Origin of the sequence: Nonomuraea sp. NPDC049480, assembly GCF_044465905.1 — a bacterium.
Lineage (GTDB): Bacteria > Actinomycetota > Actinomycetes > Streptosporangiales > Streptosporangiaceae > Nonomuraea.
This window is the reverse complement of record NZ_JBITMD010000026.1, coordinates 14,329-31,942: the sequence shown is the minus strand read 5'-3', so window position 1 is coordinate 31,942 and position 17,614 is coordinate 14,329. Positions and strand designations below refer to the sequence as shown.

Sequence of the window (17,614 nt, the reverse complement as noted above, 5' to 3'; positions counted from 1 at the left end):
CTTTCTGCCGAGCTTGTCGAACGATCGTTAAGTTCAGGAGCCGGGCCGGCGATGCCGAGGGCCGGAAACACGGCGTCAGGTGGTCTTGGCCCGTGACCTGCGGGCCGGCGGGCGGTGCTCGACCACCGTGAGCGCCAGGTGGGTGTACCGCTCCGTCAGGTCGGTGACGCTCAGGTCGCCCGTGGGTTGGTACCACTGGGCGACGGCGTTGCACATCGCCAGGATCGCCCGATGCGCCTCGTCGGGATGGGGCGTGGCGAAGACGCCGCGGGCCACGCCGTCGTCGATGATCTCACGCAGCAGCTTCGGCAGCGCGTCGCGCCGCTCGACGAAGCGCTCCAGCCGCTCCGGCTCCAGGTTGCGCAGCTCGCGCAAGGCGAGCAGGCTGTCCACCTGGCGCCGCACCCGGTATTCCACCGTTGCCCGCACGAACGCGCCCAGCCGCGCCGCCGGGTCGTCCCCAGCGGTGGTCAGCGCCGTCTCGCAGCCGCGCCGGCAGTCGTCGAGCGCGTCCTCCAGCAGCGCGTGGAGCAGCTCCTGCTTGCCCGCGTGGTAGTAGTAGAGCACCGACAGGCTCAGCCCCGCGCCCTTGGCGATGTCCCGGATCGACGCGCCGTGGTAGCCGCGCTCGGCGAAGATCTCGCGCGCCGACGCCATGATCGCGGCAAGTCCGTTTCCCCTGGCCACCGCCCGAGGCTCCCGATCCGCCGCACCGGCCGTGCCGCGTGTCGCCATCGCCACATCCTATTCCACACATCGAAACCGTCAGATCGTCAGCGCCACGCGGGCGGACGCTACCCGGCCTTCACCTGATACTGCTCGGCGAGGTCGGACACCTTGAAGTCCTCGACCAGCTTCATGCCGGCGTAGACGTCCTTGTCGGGCCGGTGGATCTGGCTCTCCCGGGAGGTCGGCTGCGCCGGGTCCGACAGGTCCAGCTTCGGCCCCAGCCCGTCGATGCTGAAGCTGGTCACCTTGGCGCGGGCGGCGAGCACGCCCTTGCGGGTCAGATCGTCGCACGTCCCGCTGATGATCTTCGCCCACAGGTGGGTCGACAGGTACGCGAGCACGACCGCGCCGCCCGACTCGGGCTGCTGCGCGCCGAACTTGGCCTGCCACTTGCCGGCCAGCTTCTTCACCGCGGGCGTGTCCGCGCTGAGCAGCCCGATGCCTGACACCCGGTAGTACTGCTTGATCAGCGCGGGCGCGGCCGCCGTCTCCAGCAGGCTCCTGGCGAACGTCGCGACGTTGCCCATGATCGGCACGTCCAGCCCGGCGGCCTGGGCGGCGCTGGCCACCGCCGCGGTCTGCTTCGCCGTCGAGTCCAGCAGGATCGCCTTGGCGCCGGCCGCCTTCATCGCGTTGACCTGGCTGGTGAGGTCGGCGTCGGTCGGCTTGATCTGCTGGCTCGCCAGCTTCAGCCCCGCCTTCTCCGTCGCGAACGTGCTGCCCTTCAGGCTGTTCTCGCCGATCTCGCCCTGCAGGTAGATGTGCCCGAGGGTGTCGCCCTTCTTCAGCATGCCCTCGCGCACCATCCAGTCGATGCTGTTGACCGCCTGGATGTCGTACGTGGAGCCGACCACGATGAGATGCGGGTCGCCGAGCAGGGTGGGCGCGAACGCGGTCAGGCCGACCAGCATGTCGTTCGCGACGATCTTGTCCTTCAGCGCCGAGGTGATCGCCGAGCCGTAGACGTTGAGGAAGCCGAGGACCTGCGGCGCGACCTCGTCGTACGCCGTGACCGCCTTCTGCACGTCGTACCCGTGGTCCCGGACGACGAGCTCGATCTTCCGCCCGCACACGCCGCCGGCCGCGTTGATCTCGTCCACGGCGAACTGGCTGGCGGTGTTGCTGGTCTTGCCGGACGTGGCGAACGCGCCGGACAGGTCCTGGAGCATGCCCAGCTTGATGGTGGAGGCGCTGACGCCGGGGGCGGCGCCGCCCGAGGAGGTGGTGGCCTTGGTGGAACAACCGGTGACGGACAGGGTCGCCACGAGGGCGGCCGCGGTGAGGACACGCGGACGGGACCGGTTCATGGGGTTCTCCTGGCGTTTCTCTGGGGGGTGGGGGTGGGTCAGCGGGCGGCCGGCCGGCGCCGGTCGCGCAGGGCGTGCACCAGCGCCCGCAGCCCGCCGGGCTGGGTCAGCATGACGACCACGACGAGCCCGCCGTAGACGAACTGCGCGGCGATGGACGCCTCGAGCCCGTCCTGGCCGGGGCCGACGACGAGCGGCAGCACGTCCGCGTACCGGGACAGCACGATCGGCAGCGCGACCACGAACGCCGCGCCGATGATCGCGCCGGACGTCGAGCCGAGTCCGCCGAGGATGATCATCGCGAGGAAGTCGATCGAGAGGAGGAGGTCGAAGTAGTCGGGGACGGCGCGCTGGAAGGCCAGCGCCGTCAGCACGCCGGCGACGCCGGCGTACATCGAGGACAGGACGAACGCGGACGCCTTGGCGCGCTGCACCCGCACGCCCATCGCGGCCGCGCCCACCTCGCTGTCGCGCATGAGGCGGAACGCCCGGCCAGGACGGCCCCGCAGCACGTTGCGGGCCACCAGCGTCGCCGCGACGGTGACCGCCAGGAAGAGGTACCAGAGGTTCTCCACGGCCCCGAACGGCACGCCGAGCACGACGAGGCCCGAGGCGTCGGAGAAGGCGAACCCGCCCAGCGCGAACGGCGTGACCGAGCGCCCGTCGTAGCCGCCGGTCACCGGCCGCAGGTTGAGCAGCAGGTGATGGCCGAGGAAGACCAGGCCCAGCGAGGCGATCCCGAGATAGATGCCGCGCAGCCGGCTGGCGACCGGGCTGAACAACAGGCCGCACACCCCGGCGAGCAGCGTCGCGAGCACGGCGGCCACGAGCGGGGGCAGTCCCAGGCCGGTCATGTGGCCTTCGTCGCCGCCTGCGAGGAAGGCGTACCCGTACGTGCCGACCGCGACGAAGAACGCGTGGCCGAGCGACAGCTGCCCGGCCGCGCCGAACAGGACGGTCAGGCCGAGCGCGCCGACCGCCGCGGCCATCGCGAACAGGCCGATGCGCAGCCAGAACGCGTCCACGTACAGCGGCAGCGCCAGCGCCACGACGATCGCGGCGACCAGGGCGGCGACGGCCGGCAGCCGGCGCGGCAGCGCCCGGGAGGGCGCCGCGGCGGGGGCCGCGGGGCGGGCAGGCGCGACAGTGCCGTCAGACACGGCTGACCTCCTTCGACCCGAACAGCCCTGAGGGCCGCCACAGCAGCACGACGATCATCACGAGATACGCCACGACGTCGCCGACGCCGAGCCCGAGGAAGGCGAGCGCGTCCTGGTGGCCGGCCACGAGCACCTGGACGACGCCGACGATGAGGCCGCCCGCGATGGCCCCGCCGAGCGAGTCGAACCCGCCGATGATGGCCGCGGGGAAGGCGGCGATCGCGACCGACTCGATGCTCAGGCTGACGCCCGGGCTGGGGAAGGAGGCCAGCCCGATTCCGGCCGCGGTGGCCAGCAGCCCGGCGATGACCCAGGCGGTGGCGGAGACCCGGCGCAGGCGGATCCCCACCAGCGTCGCCCCCTCGGCGTCGGCGATGGACGCGCGCATCGCCAGCCCCCAGCCGGTCAGCGTGAGCAGCGCGGTGAGACCGGCGATCAGCAGCGGTACGGCGACCACGGTGAGGACGACCGTGAGCGGCAGGGTCAGCGGCCCGAGGTTGACCACCTGGCCGTCCCACGGCGCGCCCAGCGGCAGCACGTGCTCCCCGAGGCGGCGGGTCAGCTCGGCGGTCAGCACCACGTTCAGGCCGATCGTGAGGATCGCCATCGCGTGGTGGTTGTGCCGGTCGACGCGCGCCAGCAGGAGCCGCTCGGTCGCCAGCGCGAGCAGGCCGGCGACGGCGAAGCCGAGCAGCGCCGCCGGGGCGAAGCCGATCCGGGGCTGGGCGGCGGCGACCACATACACGCCGAGCAGCAGGAACGACGCGTGCGCGAAGTTGACCACGCGGGTGGCCTTGAAGACGATGACGAAGCCGAGCGTGATGAGCGCGTACAGCAGGCCCAGGGACACGCCGTTGACCAGCAGCTCCAGCAGGCGGATCATCGCGGCGTCCTCTCGGCCTCTTGACTGTTCGCGGCCTCGTCCGGCGCGGCGCTGCTCGACGCGGCCTCGTCCGGCGCGGCCCTGCTCGACGCGGCCTCGTCGGGGACGCCGAGGTAGGCGCTGACCACGGTCGGGTCCCGGCGCACCTCGGCGGGCGCGCCCTCGGCGACGACCTTGCCGAAGTCGAGCACCGTGATGCGGTCGGCGATCGACATGACCACGCCCATGTCGTGCTCCACGAACACCACGGTGAGGCCGAGCGCCTCACGCGCCGCGAGAACGAGCCGCCCCAGCTCCCGGCTCTCCGCCGCGTTCATCCCGGCCACCGGCTCGTCGAGGATGAGCAGGCGCGGCTCCAGGCACAGCGCCCGGGCGAACTCCAGGCGCTTGAGGTCGCCGTACGCCAGCCGCCCGGCTGTGCTGTCCAGCAGCGCCGAGAGGCCCGCGAACGCGGCGATCTCCCGTACCCGGGCCTCGTGGCGGCGCTGCTCGCGGCGGCCGAGCCACAGCGCGGTAGCGACCAGGCCGGCGCGGGTCAGCCGGTGCCGCCCCACCATCAGGTTGTCCAGCACCGACTCGCGCGGCGAGACCACGATGTTCTGGAAGGTCCTGCCGACCCCCAGCGCCGCGACCCGGTCGGGCCGCAGCCGGGTCACCTCGTGATCGTCGAGCAGGATGCGCCCGCCGGTCACGGGATAGATGCCGCACAGCGCGTTGAGCAGCGACGACTTCCCCGCGCCGTTGGGGCCGATGATCGCGTGCACCGTGCCCGGCTCGACGGTGAACGACACCTCGTCCAGCGCCAGCAGGCCGCTGAACGCCACGCTCACCCCGTCCACCACCAGCCGGGGCGGGCTCATGCCGTCCACCGGGCCAGCTGGGGCACGGCCCGGCCGTCGCCCGGACGCGGGCCCCCGCCCGCGCCCTCTCCCGAGTCTTCTTCGCCCAGGTCCTCGCCGAGGTAGAGCCGGCGGACCTCGTCGCTGCGGGACAGCTCGCCGGCCGTCCCGCTCAGCACGACCCGCCCGAGCTCCAGTACGTACGCCCGGTGCGCGACGGACAGCGCCATCGCCGCGTTCTGCTCCACCAGCAGCACGGGCACGCCCTCGCGGCCGATCTCCCGCACGGTCTCGCCGATCTGCTTCACCAGCAGCGGCGCCAGGCCGAGCGACGGCTCGTCGAGCAACAGCAGCTTCGGCCGCGACATCAGCGCGCGGGCGATCGCCAGCATCTGCTGCTCGCCGCCGGACAGCGTGCCGGCGCGCTGCCGGCGCCGCTCGGCCAGCCGGGGGAACATCTCGAACACCTGGCCGCGGGCCCGAGCCCGCGCCTCGCGGGAGCGGACGGTGATGGCGCCCGCGTCGAGGTTCTCGTCGACGGTGAGCGAGCCGAACACGTGCCGGCCCTCCGGCACCTGCACGAGCCCGCCGGCCACCACGGTTGCCGGGTTCGTCCCCGCGGTCTCCCGCCCCAGGAACCGGATCGACCCCGCGGCGACCGACCCCCCGTGCAGCGGCACCGTGCCCGAGACGGCCCGCATGAGGGAGGTCTTTCCCGCGCCGTTCGCGCCGAGTAACGCCACCACGCCTGCCTCGGCGACCTCGAGGTTCACTCCGTGAAGTACCGGCTCCCGCGCGCCGTAGCGGACGACGAGCCCTTCGATCTCCAGCATCGGCGTCTCCTTGCTGTGCTGTTCTCATGGCCTCACTCCGTGAGGCGGGCGACGGCACTCCCTCGCTGGGCCGGCGTATGCATCGATCGTTCGTTAAGTCGACATTGCCTATATCGATCGTTCGTTAAGTACGCGTAATGTAGGTGACCTCTGTGATACACGTCAACACCCTGGCGGGCGCGGGCCGCAAGGTTTCCCGCCCCATCCGGCCGCGGCGGCCATCTCGGTGAGTGGCCGGCGGACCGTGGTCAGCGGGCAGGCGCAGCAGCCGGTGGGCCTCGGCCAGGCCATGTCCGGGTCGTTCCTGGCTGACGTCCCTCGGTGTCAGTACAGGACGGAGGGCAGGTACGCGCCCGCGGGCGCGTTGTACAGGCCGACGGTCATCAAGCTCATGAGCTGGACGACCCGCAGGCCGTTGCCCAGGCACCACTGGAGGAGCGCGCTGTTGCCGGCGGGGACCAGGATGCCGGCCCCGCCGAACGCGTGGGCCGCGCCGATGAGGGCCTTGACATCCTCGGTGGTCTCACCCACCGCGTGGGCGAAGAGCGCCAGGTCGGTGGCGTACCCGGTCGGCCGGCCGCCGTGCTCGACGACGCGGGCCGTGCCCAGCTTGACGGCGTCGGCGAGCTCCCCGCCGCGATCGATGCCGTGGACGCGCCGGCACAGCTCGTTGCAGGCCGGCAGGTCCCCGTCCGTCGCCGGCCGCACCGTGTAGCCGTCGATCGCCTGGTTCACCGCAGGGCCCTGCAGGCAGGCAAGGCTCTCGCGGAACTCGAAACCCAGGCTCGCGTAGAGCGCGAACGACCTGTTGTGGTAGGCGCTCTGCAGCAGCCGGATGCCGGGCGCCTGCCGTTCGGCGGCCCGGTTCATGACGTCCCGCATGAGCTCGCGGCCGATGCCGTGGTTCTGGGCCGCCGGATCGACGGTGATGGGACCGACGCCGACGACCGGGGAGCGTTCGTCGAGGAAGTTGCTGCCGGCGATGCGCCCGTCGAGCTCGGCGACGACGCTGTAGAAGCCCGGATGGGTCAGCAGCGTCTCGATCGTCTCCGCCGCGGCCTCCATGCTGGGGAAGTCGTGCGGGAAACCGTGATCGTCGGCGAGCCTGGCGAAGCTCTCGAAGCAGATCCGGCCGCAGTCACGCGCATCGTCCACGGTTCCGCCGCGGAGTACGAGATCCACGAACATCACCCCCCGTGCCCCCTGCCCGAGCCGGTGCTCCGTGGCGGAGGGCCTGGTAGGGGGCCGCTTTCTCCATCAAATCACCAAGCCGGGGGAGACCCGCCGCCGGCCCACGCTCCTGCCCGCGCGTGTGAGAAGTCTTCAGCCCAGGGAGATCCGGTCCAGGTCAGGGGCCGCGGCCGTGTCGTTGTGGATCTTGATGGTGTTCGCCCCGGCCCGCAACGTCACGGGAACGGCGGTCGTGTACGGCGTGTTGTTGCCCACACCGCTCACCTTCACCTCGACCGGCGTCCCGTCGTTGACCGTCACGAAGTACGACCGCTCCCCGTTCACCGTGAAGTCGATGAACAGCGTGTACTGCCGCGCCTCCGCCACCGTGACGTCCTCGAACAGCACGTACGCGTCCGCGCCGCCCCCGAGGTTGCGCACCTTCTGCCCGCCGGAGCAGGCCGAGCAGTTGGTGATGCCCGCGCTGCCGATCCCGTTCCCGGAGTCCTCCGCCTCCCGCATGAACACCCGGTCGGCCGGACGGGGCCGGATCCGCAGCTGCCGCGTGACCGTGCTCGGCCGGCCGAGCACCTGGAACGACGCCGCGATGGGGACGTCGGTGGCCGTCACGTCCTGGCCGGGCGGCGAGGTCAGCGTCCACGTGCCCTCCAGCGTCTGCCCCAGCCGCAAGGCGGCCGCGGTGGCCGGGACGCCCTCGACCGACCAGCCGGCGGGCGCGGCCGGGGCCAGCGAGACGCGGTCGAGCACGTCGTCGGCGTCCAGGCGCAGCCTCGCCGACACCTTCAGCGACTGCTGCCCGGGGCCGGCCCACTGCAGGCCGGACGGATCGACGGTCATGGTGGTCTTGGGCACGGACGAGGCCGGCGGCATCGGCGCGACCGCGATCCGATCGACGCCGGGCCCCTTGGCGGCCGTACTGAACAACGTGATCGTGTTGGCCCCCGCGCGCAGCGGGACGGGCAGCGCGGTGGAGGCGGGCACACCCGCGTTGTCCCCCGGAACCCGCACCTCGACCGGGGCGGCCCCGTTGACGCCGACCGACAGCGACGCCACCCCGGCGGCGTCGGATGCGCCCGAGTCCGGCGCGGTGTTTGATGCGCCCGAGCCCGGCGCGGTGTGGTCGAGCTGCAGCCGATAGTCGCCCGCCGCGGGCACCGTGACGTCGCGGTACGTGATCGCGTTGCGCGGGCCACCGCCGAGCCCGGCCACCTTCGCCCCGCCCGAGCACGCCGGGCACGGCTCGACGCGGGCCGCGCCGGACCGCTGCCCGCGCTCGGCCTCCAGCGGCACCGGCGTGCCGAAGGAGACCGGGTAGCCGTGCGCGACCCTGATCTCGTCGATCTGGAGCTGCTGGTAGAAGCGCGGCGCCTGCGGCCCCGCCCAGGTGTTCAGCACCTCCAGCCTGATGTACCGGGCGTGCTGCTCACCCAGGTCGATGAACTGCACCCCGCGAGCGCTGCGCAGCGCGCCCGCCCGCACGGGCCGGCCCCACCGCTTCCCGTCGTCGCTCACGTGGACCCGGTAGTCCTTGATCCGCGCCGAGTCCTCCGGCCGGCCGAACGTCTCCCGCGCGTACGTCGGCGACCACTCACGCTGGTTGATCGCCAGATAGGCGGCCTTCCGCCTCCGGCCCAGGTCCAGCGTCACCGACACCGGAAGCCGGGCGTCGCTGTCCCAGTAGTCCGCGAAACCGCCGTCCACGAGCGCGGCGGCCGGGTGGCCGTCACGCGAGGAGGACGCGGTGGCCCGGAGCGTGGACTGGTCGTGGAAGTGCTGCCGGCCGGCCGTCTCGACCTTGAACACGGTGTCGTACGCGTCCCACTTCGTGACGCCGAGAATCGTCAGGTACCCGCCGGACTGGCTGAAGCGCATCCGCTCGCCGGTACGCAGGTCGCTCACCCGGGTCACCCGGTAACCGTTGTCGCGCAGGCGCACCATGTCCGTGCTGGGCCGGGTCACCACGTGCACGTACTGGATCGCGGCGCCGTCGCGCCGGACGGTGACGACCCCGTGGGCGCCGTCGTTCCAGAAGCCGGGCTGCAGGCCGCCGTACATGTAGCCGCCGCCCTCCGTGCCCTGCAGCGACTCCTTGATCGGCGGGACCCACGTGGACATGAAGGCGTTGAACGCCTCCTGCTGGGGCGGGAACCGGCCGTTCACCATCGGCGTCTCGGCCATGAGCGACTTCATCGACGAGCCGGCGTTCGTGATGTAGCGGCCGGTGCCGAGGCGCACGTCGACGGGGTGGTCGCCGCCGTCGTACCACCAGTCGCCGGTGGTGGGCAGCTTGTAGTCGGCCTCGACCAGGCGCGGCATCGGAGTCCACGCGGCCTGCGGGTAGTCGTACGGCGGGGTCATGCCGGTCTTCTGCTCGTTGCTGACCGTGTCCATGATCGGCGTGTCCTCGTTGTTGTTGCTCAGCAACCAGGACGGCCGCTTCTCCCGGATCTGCTCGTAGAGCTTGTTCTGCTCCCAGTACTCGTTGTCGTTGTCGATCCAGAACCCGGCGAGGTCTGGATATTTCTCCATGACCTCGAAGAACAGGTCATAGCTATACATGCCAAACCCGGCGCGGGTCGTCAGATCGACCTGCCGGCCCTTGTAGGCGGAGTACGCGGCCGAGTCGAGCGTCTCGACGCCCTGCTCGTTGTGCCACTGGGGGTCGTCGGTCATGTAGAGGATGATCCGGACGTCCTTCGCCTTTCCGGCGGTGACCAGCTCGCCGAGCAGGTCCCGGCGGGTGGCGCAGCTGCCCGGGATCGCGGACGGCCACGGGCGCGCGTACCCCAGCCTGCTGTGGAAGGTCGCCAGCACGATGTACGAGGCGCCCAGCTTGCGGGCCTCGTCCACCCAGTAGTCAGCCGTCCAGCCGCCCTCCGTCACGTCGCGCTCCCAGGCCGCGCAGTCCAGGTGCCGCGGCGCGGTGAACATGCCCCAGTGCAGGAACAGGCCCGCCGTGGAGTCTCGTAACCACCGCTGCCGGGGGTGCTCGACCTCCGCGCGGACGGCGGGAGCCGTGAACAGGCCGGCGATCACCGCGAGGGCCAGGACTGCGACGGCGGTACGGGCTCGAAGTCTCATGGGATCGCTTCCTGGAGGGGGCGGCGGGGGCCGAGCGACTTCCTCAGACATCCGACGAATACAGCAGGTAGAGGGCGGCGTCAAGAGACGACTTCACGACGTCTCTTGACGCTTGTCAGGAGAAGTGATCCCATGACTCCGCATAGGAAAGTTTCCTAACTAGGAGGAGAAAATGCGATTGCTCCTCGTCGGCGCGGCCGCGACCGGTCTGCTCGCGCCCGCCGTGACCACCCTGCCCGCCTGGGCCGACCCCGTGGAGTCCGGCCCGTGGACGTCGTACTCGCCGACGTTCAACGTGCAGGAACGCGGGTGCGGCGACGTCAGCGATCTGACGTTCCGGCTGACCTGCTCCACCGGCAGCGGCGACCAGCGGGCCGAGCGGCGCTACGCCACCTACTCCGGCGGCACCCGCCAGTTCGAGGGCCACTTCAGGATCACCGGCCTGGAGGGCAGCCGTATCAGCCTGAAGCAGACGTTCAAGACGACCGGCCCGTTCTTCATGCTCGCCGTCGAGCGGGGCGGGCGGCTGTACGCCGTGCACGGCGGCACCACGATCGCCACCGGCGCGACCGTGGGCACGACGGTGCGCGTCAACACCGTGCACGTGGTCGGCAGCACTCATCGGACGTACATCAACGGGTCGCTGAAGCACACCGTGGACAGTGAGAGCGGCAGTTTCTACGACAAGTTCGGCGCCTACCGGACCAACAGCGGTCAGGGTCCCGCCACGGTGGAGTGGAGCGGCATCCGGTTCTGGCGGAAGTAGGGGAGATGCGGGCTCTGGTGGTGTTGCTCCTGCTGGTCGCGGCCTGCTCCGCTCCGCGGCAGGTTCCGCCCGGGCAGCAGGCTCCGTCCGGGCGGCATGATGCGGAGTCCGTGTCTCCGGCGGACTCGAGGCGGCCGGCTCGGCCATCGGCGGTGATCCGCCTGTCGGCCGCCCTGGTGTCGCCGGTCGACATCGTGCTGCGCTGGGACGGCCGGGACCCGGACGCCGCCGGGCACGTGCTCGAGTTCGCCACCGAGCCGCAGGGCCCGTACACGGTGCTGGCCTTCCTCCCGCCGGAGGAGGCCACGTACACCCATCCGGACCTCATCCCGGGCACCACCTTCCACTACCGGCTGCGGCCCTACCGCGGCCGGGCCTCGGCGCCGGTCGACGTGACCATCGCGGGCGGGCCGCGCCCCGAGCCCGCGCCCGGCTGGTCGCGGCCCCGCACCGTCCCGGGCGCGCCGCGCGGCACACGGCCCACCGGGAGCGGGGACGCGGCACCGGCCGATCTGAAGGCCACCGTCACGCAGGCCGACGGCGTGGCGTTCACCTGGACCGACCGGGCCCGCGACGAGGAGGGCTTCCTGCTGGAGAACCGGCCGGCGGGCCGGACGGGCTTCCGGGTGGTGGCCGCGCTCGATCCGGACGTCAACGCGTTCGGCCTGGTCACGCTGCCCGAGGAGCGGCAAGCATCGTACCGGGTGCGAGCGATCCGCTACGGCACCCCGTCGAACGTCGTCCGGCTGACGACGGGTGGCGACTGATACATCCTACCTCTAGCGAGAACGCCTCACGGCTTCTCAACTGGCACTCCAAGAGCAATGATCGGATGTCCTCAGGAGGTGTCGCCCGGCGCCGCGATCCATGGCCAGCGCAGGAGCACTCGTTTGCGGTGATGCGAGCGGATCCCACGGAAGAAAGTGAGCGCGTATCCGGCCAAGAGCAGGCTTACGACGACGAACAACGCCAGATCCCAGAGATCGTGATTTCCCGGAGCGTAGACCTTCTCGGCGTACACAATCGCCTCTCCCCGTGCCCCCACGGTACGCCCTGGGCGGCAGGCGGAGCTCGCACGAGCGGCTCGGCGGCTGCCACCGTCGGCTCGGCGACGGCGGTGGCGGCCGGGGCCTGCTCGCACAGCTGCGGACGGCGGACTGACGCCGCCCGTCAGTTCCTCGGCTCCGGGGCGAGCGCCGGGCCGCCGGAGAGGTCGGCGGGGTCGCGCCAGGTGGCCAGGAATTCCTCGGCCAGGGCGGACGCGCCGGCGAACGGGCCGCCGGGATGCCGCAGCGCCGCGGCGGTGAGCACGCCGATCCGCTCCTCGACCAGTGCCCGTGCCGAGGCGGCGTCGGGGACCTGCCCGGCCCGCTCGGCGAGGTAGCCGATCGCGGCGCCGGCCCCGCAGACGAAGTCCGCCAGCGCCATCACGCCCCGCTCCCGCAACGTCCGCAGCCCGGCCGCCGTGTACGGGACGTTGGCCGCCGGTGCGACCACCCGCGCGCGCACCCGGGCCGCGCGATCGGCGGTCAGCGTCCCGGTCCGCGCGCCGGGCACGAGCACGTCGGCGTCCACCTCGTACAGGGCCGCCGCCGGGAGCACGGGCAGCCCGAGCCGTCCGACGCAGGCGTCCCCGTACGCGGAGCGCAGCTCGGCCAGCGCGGCCACGTCCAGTCCGGCGGGGTCGGTCACGCAGCCGTGCAACGTCGACAGGGCGACGACGCGCGCGCCCCGCCGCGCCGCCTCCCGCACCACGGCGCCGCCCACCTTCCCGAAACCCTCCACCGCCAGCGTCCGCCCGGCCAGCCCGCCGACCGCGGCGTCGGCGGCGGCCACCACGCCCAGGCCGGTCACCACGGTGTCCACCAGCTCGCCGCCCACCTCCTGGTGCATCACCGAGTCCGTGCGATAGCCGGGCAGCGTCGAGAAGTCCTGCGTGCGCGTGCCCAGGTCGGAGGAGGTGATGAAGACGCCCTTCTCGACCAGGGGCGTGATCTCCCCGCAGAAGCGCGCGACCGTCGCGTCCCGCTCCTCGGCCGTGGCCCGCAGCACCGCCTTGGCCCCGCCCAGCCGCTCCCCGAGCATGGCCAGCTTGTACGTCATCGCCCGCGCCAGCAGCCCCGCCTCGTCGCGGGTGACGTCGGGGGCCAGCCGCGTCCCGCCCGCGCTCGCCGGGCAGTCCAGGTCGAAGGCGATGAACCCGTCCACCGAAGCCAGTTCCACGAACCTCATGCGCGCTCCTCACGTCGACGCCGGCCGGCCCTTCCTCAGCCATGTGGTTCCTGTCGAAGCCGGTTGCCACAAGCGCCATCATGACCGACGGGCGGAACCAACCGATCCCCGGCGCCAGAAAACTGTACAGGTGTTGAGTTTTATCGTCTGCCCCTCCTACCCTGAGCGCGACGTCCATCGAAGACGACAGGGGATCTCGGCATGATCAAAGTCATCGGCGCGGGGCTTCCGCGCACCGGCACCACCTCGATGCAGGCCGCGCTGGAGCGGCTCGGCTTCGCCCCCTGCTACCACATGGCCGAGGTGATGACCCATCCCGACCACGTCGATCGCTGGCTGGAGGTGGCCGCGGGGAAGGTCCGGACCCGTGAGGACTGGGACCGGGTGTTCGAGGGCGGCTACCAGGCGGCGGTGGACTGGCCCGCCAGCCACTACTGGCGCGAGCTGGCCGACGCCTATCCCGAGGGGAAGGTCGTGCTCACCGTGCGGGACCCGCGCACGTGGTACCCGAGCATCCGGCTGCTGCTCTCCGGGGAGAACTTTCCGGACCCGTCGGGCATGCCTGAGCAGGCCCGCCGGCTCTTTATGACCATGCAGCGCATGCGGCCGGCGCTGGACCAGATGGGGCGCGCCCTTTTCGGCCCCGACTGGGCCTTCGGGGGCGACATGGGCGGTGAGGACCTGGTCGTGGCGGCCTTCAACCGGCACGTGGAGACGGTGAAGCAGAGCGTTCCCGCGGACCGGCTGCTGGTCTTCGACGTGCGGGAGGGGTGGGAGCCGCTGTGCGCCTTCCTCGGCGTGGACGTCCCGGCCGGGGAGCCGTTCCCGCATCTGAACGACGCCGAGTCGATGCGGCGGGCGTTCGAGCGGATGGGGCAGGGCGATATGCCGGCCTTCCCGTTCGGCCGGCCCGGCGGCTGACGGGCGGGTCATCGATAGCATCGGCCTGCGCGGGAAGAGGTGACCAGCAGTGACCGGTGCCATCGAGCAGGCCGACAGCAGGGAGCGCAAGGGCGAGCGCACCCGCCGCCGCATCCTGGAGGCGGGGCGGCGGGTGTTCGGCAGGGTGGGCTACGACCGTGCCACCATCCGGGCCATCGCCGCCGAGGCGCAGGTGGACAAGTCCTCGGTGATCCAGTATTTCGGCACGAAACAGCAGCTCTTCCGCGAGGCCGTCGACTTCCGCATCGGGGTGGACGCGCTCACCGTGGGCGGCGACCCGGCGGCCTCGGCGGAAAACTATCTGCGCGCCATGCTGGAACGCTGGGCCGCCGATCCCGACAGCCCCATGGCCGTGCTCCTGCGTACCAGCCTGACCAGCGAGGAGGCCGCCGAGCTGCTGCGCAGGCACATCACCGCCGAGGCCATCGACCCCATCGCCTGCCGCCTGGAGGAGCCGGATCCCCGGCTGCGGGCGGCGCTGGCCGGAGCGATCATGTTCGGCATCACCGCCCACCGCCACCTGCTGCGCACCCCCGACCTGGCCGACGCCCCGCTGGACGACATCCTGCGCCTGGCCGTCCCCCTCATCCGCGCGCTGCTCGCGACGCCGCCACCGGCACACGACTGATCGCCGGCTCGGGTAAGCCCCGCTCCCCGGCGGCTGACACGCGCCCCACGCCGGTGATCCACCGTCCGTGCTATGTTCTTAATGGGAAATTTGACCCGTTAAAACCGATGGGCGGAATCATGGAATATCGGCAGTTGGGCGCGTCCGGGCTCAAGGTGCCCGCGCTGAGCTTCGGCGCCGGGACGTTCGGCGGCAAGGGTGAGCTGTTCGGCGCGTGGGGCAACACCGACGTGGCGGAGGCCAGGCGGCTCGTGGACATCTCGCTCGACGCGGGGGTCACCATGTTCGACACCGCCGACGTCTACTCCGACGGTGCCTCCGAGGAGGTGCTCGGCCAGGCGATCAAGGGCCGGCGGGACCGGGTGCTCATCTCGACCAAGGCCGGGCTGCCCATGGGCGACGGCGCGGGCACCTCGCGACCCCGCCTGATCGGCGCCGTGGACGGCGCGCTGCGCCGCCTCGGCACCGACCACATCGACCTGTTCCAGCTTCACGCCTTCGACGCGGCCACGCCGATCGAGGAGGTGCTGTCCACGCTCGGCGACCTCGTCCGGGCCGGCAAGCTCCGATACGTCGGCGTGTCCAATTTCTCCGGCTGGCACCTGATGAAGTCGCTCGCCGTGGCGGAACGCTACGGCTATCCGCGTTACGTGGCCCACCAGGTGTACTACTCCCTGGTCGGCCGCGACTACGAGTGGGAGCTGATGCCGCTCGGCCGCGACCAGGGCGTCGGCGCCCTGGTGTGGAGCCCGCTCGGCTGGGGCCGCCTGACCGGCCGCATCCGGCGCGGGAGCCCGATTCCCGCGGGCAGCAGGCTGCACCGTACCGCCGCCTACGGCCCGCCGGTGGACGACGAGCGCCTGTACGCGGTGGTCGACGCCCTCGACGGGATCGCCGCCGAGACCGGCAGGACCGTCCCCCAGATCGCGCTGAACTGGCTGCTCCAGCGCCCGACCGTGGCCTCGGTCATCATCGGGGCGCGCGACGAGGAGCAACTGCGCGAGAACCTCGGCGCCGTCGGCTGGAACCTCACCCGCGACCAGGTGGCCAGGCTCGACGCGGCCAGCACCGCCACGGCCGCCTACCCGTACTACCCGTACCGGAGCCAGGAGGGTTTCGCCCGCCTGAACCCGCCGATCGAATCCCTCATCCACGCGGGCTGACCGCGCCCGGGCGGCCGCCTCACGGCGGTCGCCCATTTGCGTCATCCATACCCCGGGGGGTACCTTCGGCCGCATGGAGCTGAACGAGAGCATGGTGGGTGACGCGCTGACCCGGCTGCGCAGGGCGCACGGCCAGCTGGCCGGGGTGATCGGGATGATCGAGGCGGGAGAGGACTGCGCGAAGGTGCTCACCCAGCTCGCCGCCGTCTCCAAGGCGCTGGACCGCGCCGGATTCAAGATCGTCGCGACCGGGCTGCGGCACTGCCAGGACGCCCAAGGGCGCGGGGAGCAGCCGCCGATGAGCGTGGCCGAGCTGGAGAAGCTCTTCCTCGCTCTGGCCTGAGTGGTTTCATGGGCTCGTACGGGCCCATTTTCATGTCTTATGGATACCCCCCCGGGTATTGAAAGGATGGACGGCAATGGAGATCACGGCGTTCCGGACCGCTGGCCTCGGCGATCAGACGTACCTGCTGACGCACGACGGCATGGGCGTCCTCGTCGACCCGCAGCGCGACATCGGCCGGTTCCTGCGGTCGGCCGCCGAGCAGGACGTCGAGCTGCGCTTCGTGCTGGAGACGCACCTGCACAACGACTACGTCTCCGGCGCCGAGCAGGCCGCCCTGCGGACCGGGGCGGAGCTGGTGCTGCCCGCCGCCGCGGCGGTGGCCTACCGGCACCGGGCCGCCTTCCACCTGGAGGACATCGACGGGGGCGGCGGGTTGTCGATCCGGCCCGTTCACACGCCGGGGCACACACCCGAGCACACCAGCTACCTGGTGCTCGTGGACGGCGAGCCGGTCGCGGTGTTCTCCGGCGGCAGCCTGCTGGTGGCCTCTGCCGGCCGCCCCGACCTGCTCGGCCCCGAGCGCGCCCGCTCGCTGGCCCGGCTTCAGCACCTCTCGCTGCGCCGGCTGGCCGCGCTGCCGCCCGAGGTGGGGCTGTACCCGACGCACGGCGAGGGCTCGTTCTGCACCGTCACCGGCGCGGGCCGGCTCACCTCCACCATCGGCGCGGAGGTGAAGGACAACCCGCTGCTGGCGATCGCGGAGGCGGAGGAGTTCGCCGACCGGCTGCTGGCCGCGCCGATGCCGATCCCCGCCTTCTACCGGCACATGGGCCCGGTCAACACACTCGGCGTGCCGCCCATGCCGCCCGTGGACGTCGCCGAGCTCGACCGGGCGCCGGAGGGGACGCAGGTCGTCGACATCCGGCCCCGGCGCGCGCAGGCCGAGGGCATGCTGCCCGGCTCGATCGGCATCGAGGCGGCCGACGACTTCGGCAGCTGGGCGGGCTGGCTGCTGCCGTACCAGGAGCCCGTCACGCTGGTCGCCGAGCCCGGCCAGGACGTCGCCGAGGCCGTCACACAGCTGGCCAGGATCGGCTTCGACAACGTCCGGGGCGTCGTCCGGCGGCTGGGGGAGGAGGCCACGCAGACGTACGAGGTGCTGGAGCTCGGCGCGTTCGCCGAGCGGCTCGGCCGGCCGGGTGCGCGACTGCTGGACGTGCGCATGCCCCATGAAAGGGACCTGGTGAGGCTGGAGGGCGCGGTCGAGCGCTTCCTCCCCGAGCTGGTCACCCAGGGCGTGCCGGCCGAGCTCGACCCGGCGCGGCCGGTCCTGGTCGCCTGCGGCAGCGGGCGCCGCGCGAGCATCGCGGCGAGCCTGCTGGCCCGCCGGGGATACCGCCCGGTCGTCCTCACCGGCGCCGGCGTCCCCGACGTCGCCGCCGCGCTCAGAGCACGAGACGCCGCCTGATCCCCGTACGCGACCCGGAAGGCCGTGACTCCCGTACGCGACCCCGAAGCCTCTGACCCCGTACGCGACCCCGAAGCCCGTGACCCCGTACGCGACCCCAAGCCCT

18 protein-coding genes are annotated in these 17,614 nt (G+C 72.1%); 8 read left to right on the top strand and 10 right to left on the bottom strand.

Translation table 11 applies throughout. The features are described from left to right. Positions 1–75 precede the first annotated feature (75 nt). The 8 genes from ACIBX3_RS47685 to ACIBX3_RS47650 form a co-directional block, all read right to left on the bottom strand. Positions 76–735, bottom strand: coding sequence for a TetR/AcrR family transcriptional regulator (locus tag ACIBX3_RS47685; RefSeq protein ID WP_397127332.1), 660 nt, complete (start codon positions 733–735; stop codon positions 76–78). A gap of 59 nt (positions 736–794) precedes the next feature. After that, positions 795–2,036, bottom strand: a complete 1,242-nt coding sequence (locus tag ACIBX3_RS47680; protein WP_397127331.1) for an ABC transporter substrate-binding protein — start codon at positions 2,034–2,036, stop codon at positions 795–797. Positions 2,037–2,074: 38 nt separating this feature from the next. Then, positions 2,075–3,196: a branched-chain amino acid ABC transporter permease gene (locus ACIBX3_RS47675; RefSeq protein WP_397127330.1), complete on the bottom strand. Its 1,122-nt coding sequence runs from the start codon at positions 3,194–3,196 to the stop codon at positions 2,075–2,077. Next, positions 3,189–4,079 (bottom strand): branched-chain amino acid ABC transporter permease, encoded by an 891-nt coding sequence (locus tag ACIBX3_RS47670; RefSeq protein ID WP_397127329.1) that lies wholly within the window; start codon positions 4,077–4,079, stop codon positions 3,189–3,191. The genes ACIBX3_RS47675 and ACIBX3_RS47670 overlap by 8 nt, the downstream gene beginning before the upstream one ends. Then, a complete protein-coding gene (locus ACIBX3_RS47665) occupies positions 4,076–4,939 on the bottom strand; it encodes an ABC transporter ATP-binding protein (RefSeq protein WP_397127328.1) in 864 nt (287 codons plus the stop codon). The genes ACIBX3_RS47670 and ACIBX3_RS47665 overlap by 4 nt, the downstream gene beginning before the upstream one ends. Further along, a complete protein-coding gene (locus ACIBX3_RS47660) occupies positions 4,936–5,751 on the bottom strand; it encodes an ABC transporter ATP-binding protein (RefSeq protein ID WP_397127327.1) in 816 nt (271 codons plus the stop codon). The genes ACIBX3_RS47665 and ACIBX3_RS47660 overlap by 4 nt, the downstream gene beginning before the upstream one ends. 324 nt (positions 5,752–6,075) lie before the next feature. Next, the gene (locus tag ACIBX3_RS47655; RefSeq protein ID WP_397127326.1) at positions 6,076–6,933 is read right to left on the bottom strand and encodes a GNAT family N-acetyltransferase; all 858 of its coding nucleotides are present in this window, start codon (positions 6,931–6,933) and stop codon (positions 6,076–6,078) included. A gap of 141 nt (positions 6,934–7,074) precedes the next feature. After that, positions 7,075–10,023, bottom strand: a complete 2,949-nt coding sequence (locus ACIBX3_RS47650; protein ID WP_397127325.1) for an alpha-L-fucosidase — start codon at positions 10,021–10,023, stop codon at positions 7,075–7,077. Positions 10,024–10,195: 172 nt separating this feature from the next. On the opposite strand from ACIBX3_RS47650, the gene ACIBX3_RS47645 reads away from it, so the two are divergent. Together ACIBX3_RS47645 and ACIBX3_RS47640 are read left to right on the top strand one after the other, a co-directional pair. Continuing rightward, positions 10,196–10,789 (top strand): hypothetical protein, encoded by a 594-nt coding sequence (locus ACIBX3_RS47645; protein ID WP_397127324.1) that lies wholly within the window; start codon positions 10,196–10,198, stop codon positions 10,787–10,789. A 5-nt stretch (positions 10,790–10,794) separates the two neighbouring features. Then, positions 10,795–11,556 (top strand): hypothetical protein, encoded by a 762-nt coding sequence (locus tag ACIBX3_RS47640; RefSeq protein WP_397127323.1) that lies wholly within the window; start codon positions 10,795–10,797, stop codon positions 11,554–11,556. 71 nt (positions 11,557–11,627) lie between these two features. On the opposite strand, the gene ACIBX3_RS47635 is transcribed toward ACIBX3_RS47640, so the two are convergent. Continuing rightward, positions 11,628–11,810, bottom strand: coding sequence for a hypothetical protein (locus ACIBX3_RS47635; RefSeq protein ID WP_397127322.1), 183 nt, complete (start codon positions 11,808–11,810; stop codon positions 11,628–11,630). A 14-nt stretch (positions 11,811–11,824) separates the two neighbouring features. On the opposite strand from ACIBX3_RS47635, the gene ACIBX3_RS47630 reads away from it, so the two are divergent. Then, positions 11,825–11,950: a hypothetical protein gene (locus ACIBX3_RS47630; RefSeq protein WP_397127321.1), complete on the top strand. Its 126-nt coding sequence runs from the start codon at positions 11,825–11,827 to the stop codon at positions 11,948–11,950. Between the two features lie 9 nt (positions 11,951–11,959). On the opposite strand, the gene ACIBX3_RS47625 is transcribed toward ACIBX3_RS47630, so the two are convergent. Further along, on the bottom strand, positions 11,960–13,021 hold the full coding sequence (locus ACIBX3_RS47625) for a Glu/Leu/Phe/Val dehydrogenase dimerization domain-containing protein (RefSeq protein WP_397127320.1): 1,062 nt from the start codon (positions 13,019–13,021) through the stop codon (positions 11,960–11,962). Positions 13,022–13,222: 201 nt separating this feature from the next. Between ACIBX3_RS47625 and ACIBX3_RS47620 the strand changes: the two genes are divergently transcribed. The 5 genes from ACIBX3_RS47620 (at position 13,223) to ACIBX3_RS47600 (ending at position 17,508) form a co-directional block, all read left to right on the top strand. Beyond that, a complete protein-coding gene (locus ACIBX3_RS47620; protein WP_397127319.1) occupies positions 13,223–13,942 on the top strand; it encodes a sulfotransferase family protein in 720 nt (239 codons plus the stop codon). Positions 13,943–13,991: 49 nt separating this feature from the next. Then, positions 13,992–14,591, top strand: a complete 600-nt coding sequence (locus ACIBX3_RS47615; protein ID WP_397127318.1) for a TetR family transcriptional regulator — start codon at positions 13,992–13,994, stop codon at positions 14,589–14,591. Between the two features lie 107 nt (positions 14,592–14,698). Beyond that, a complete protein-coding gene (locus ACIBX3_RS47610; protein ID WP_397127317.1) occupies positions 14,699–15,754 on the top strand; it encodes an aldo/keto reductase in 1,056 nt (351 codons plus the stop codon). A 73-nt stretch (positions 15,755–15,827) separates the two neighbouring features. Beyond that, positions 15,828–16,097, top strand: a complete 270-nt coding sequence (locus ACIBX3_RS47605) for a metal-sensitive transcriptional regulator (RefSeq protein WP_397127316.1) — start codon at positions 15,828–15,830, stop codon at positions 16,095–16,097. Between the two features lie 76 nt (positions 16,098–16,173). Then, positions 16,174–17,508 carry a rhodanese-like domain-containing protein gene (locus tag ACIBX3_RS47600; protein ID WP_397127315.1) on the top strand — a complete coding sequence of 445 codons (1,335 nt, stop codon included), beginning with the start codon at positions 16,174–16,176 and terminating at the stop codon, positions 17,506–17,508. Positions 17,509–17,614 lie beyond the last annotated feature (106 nt).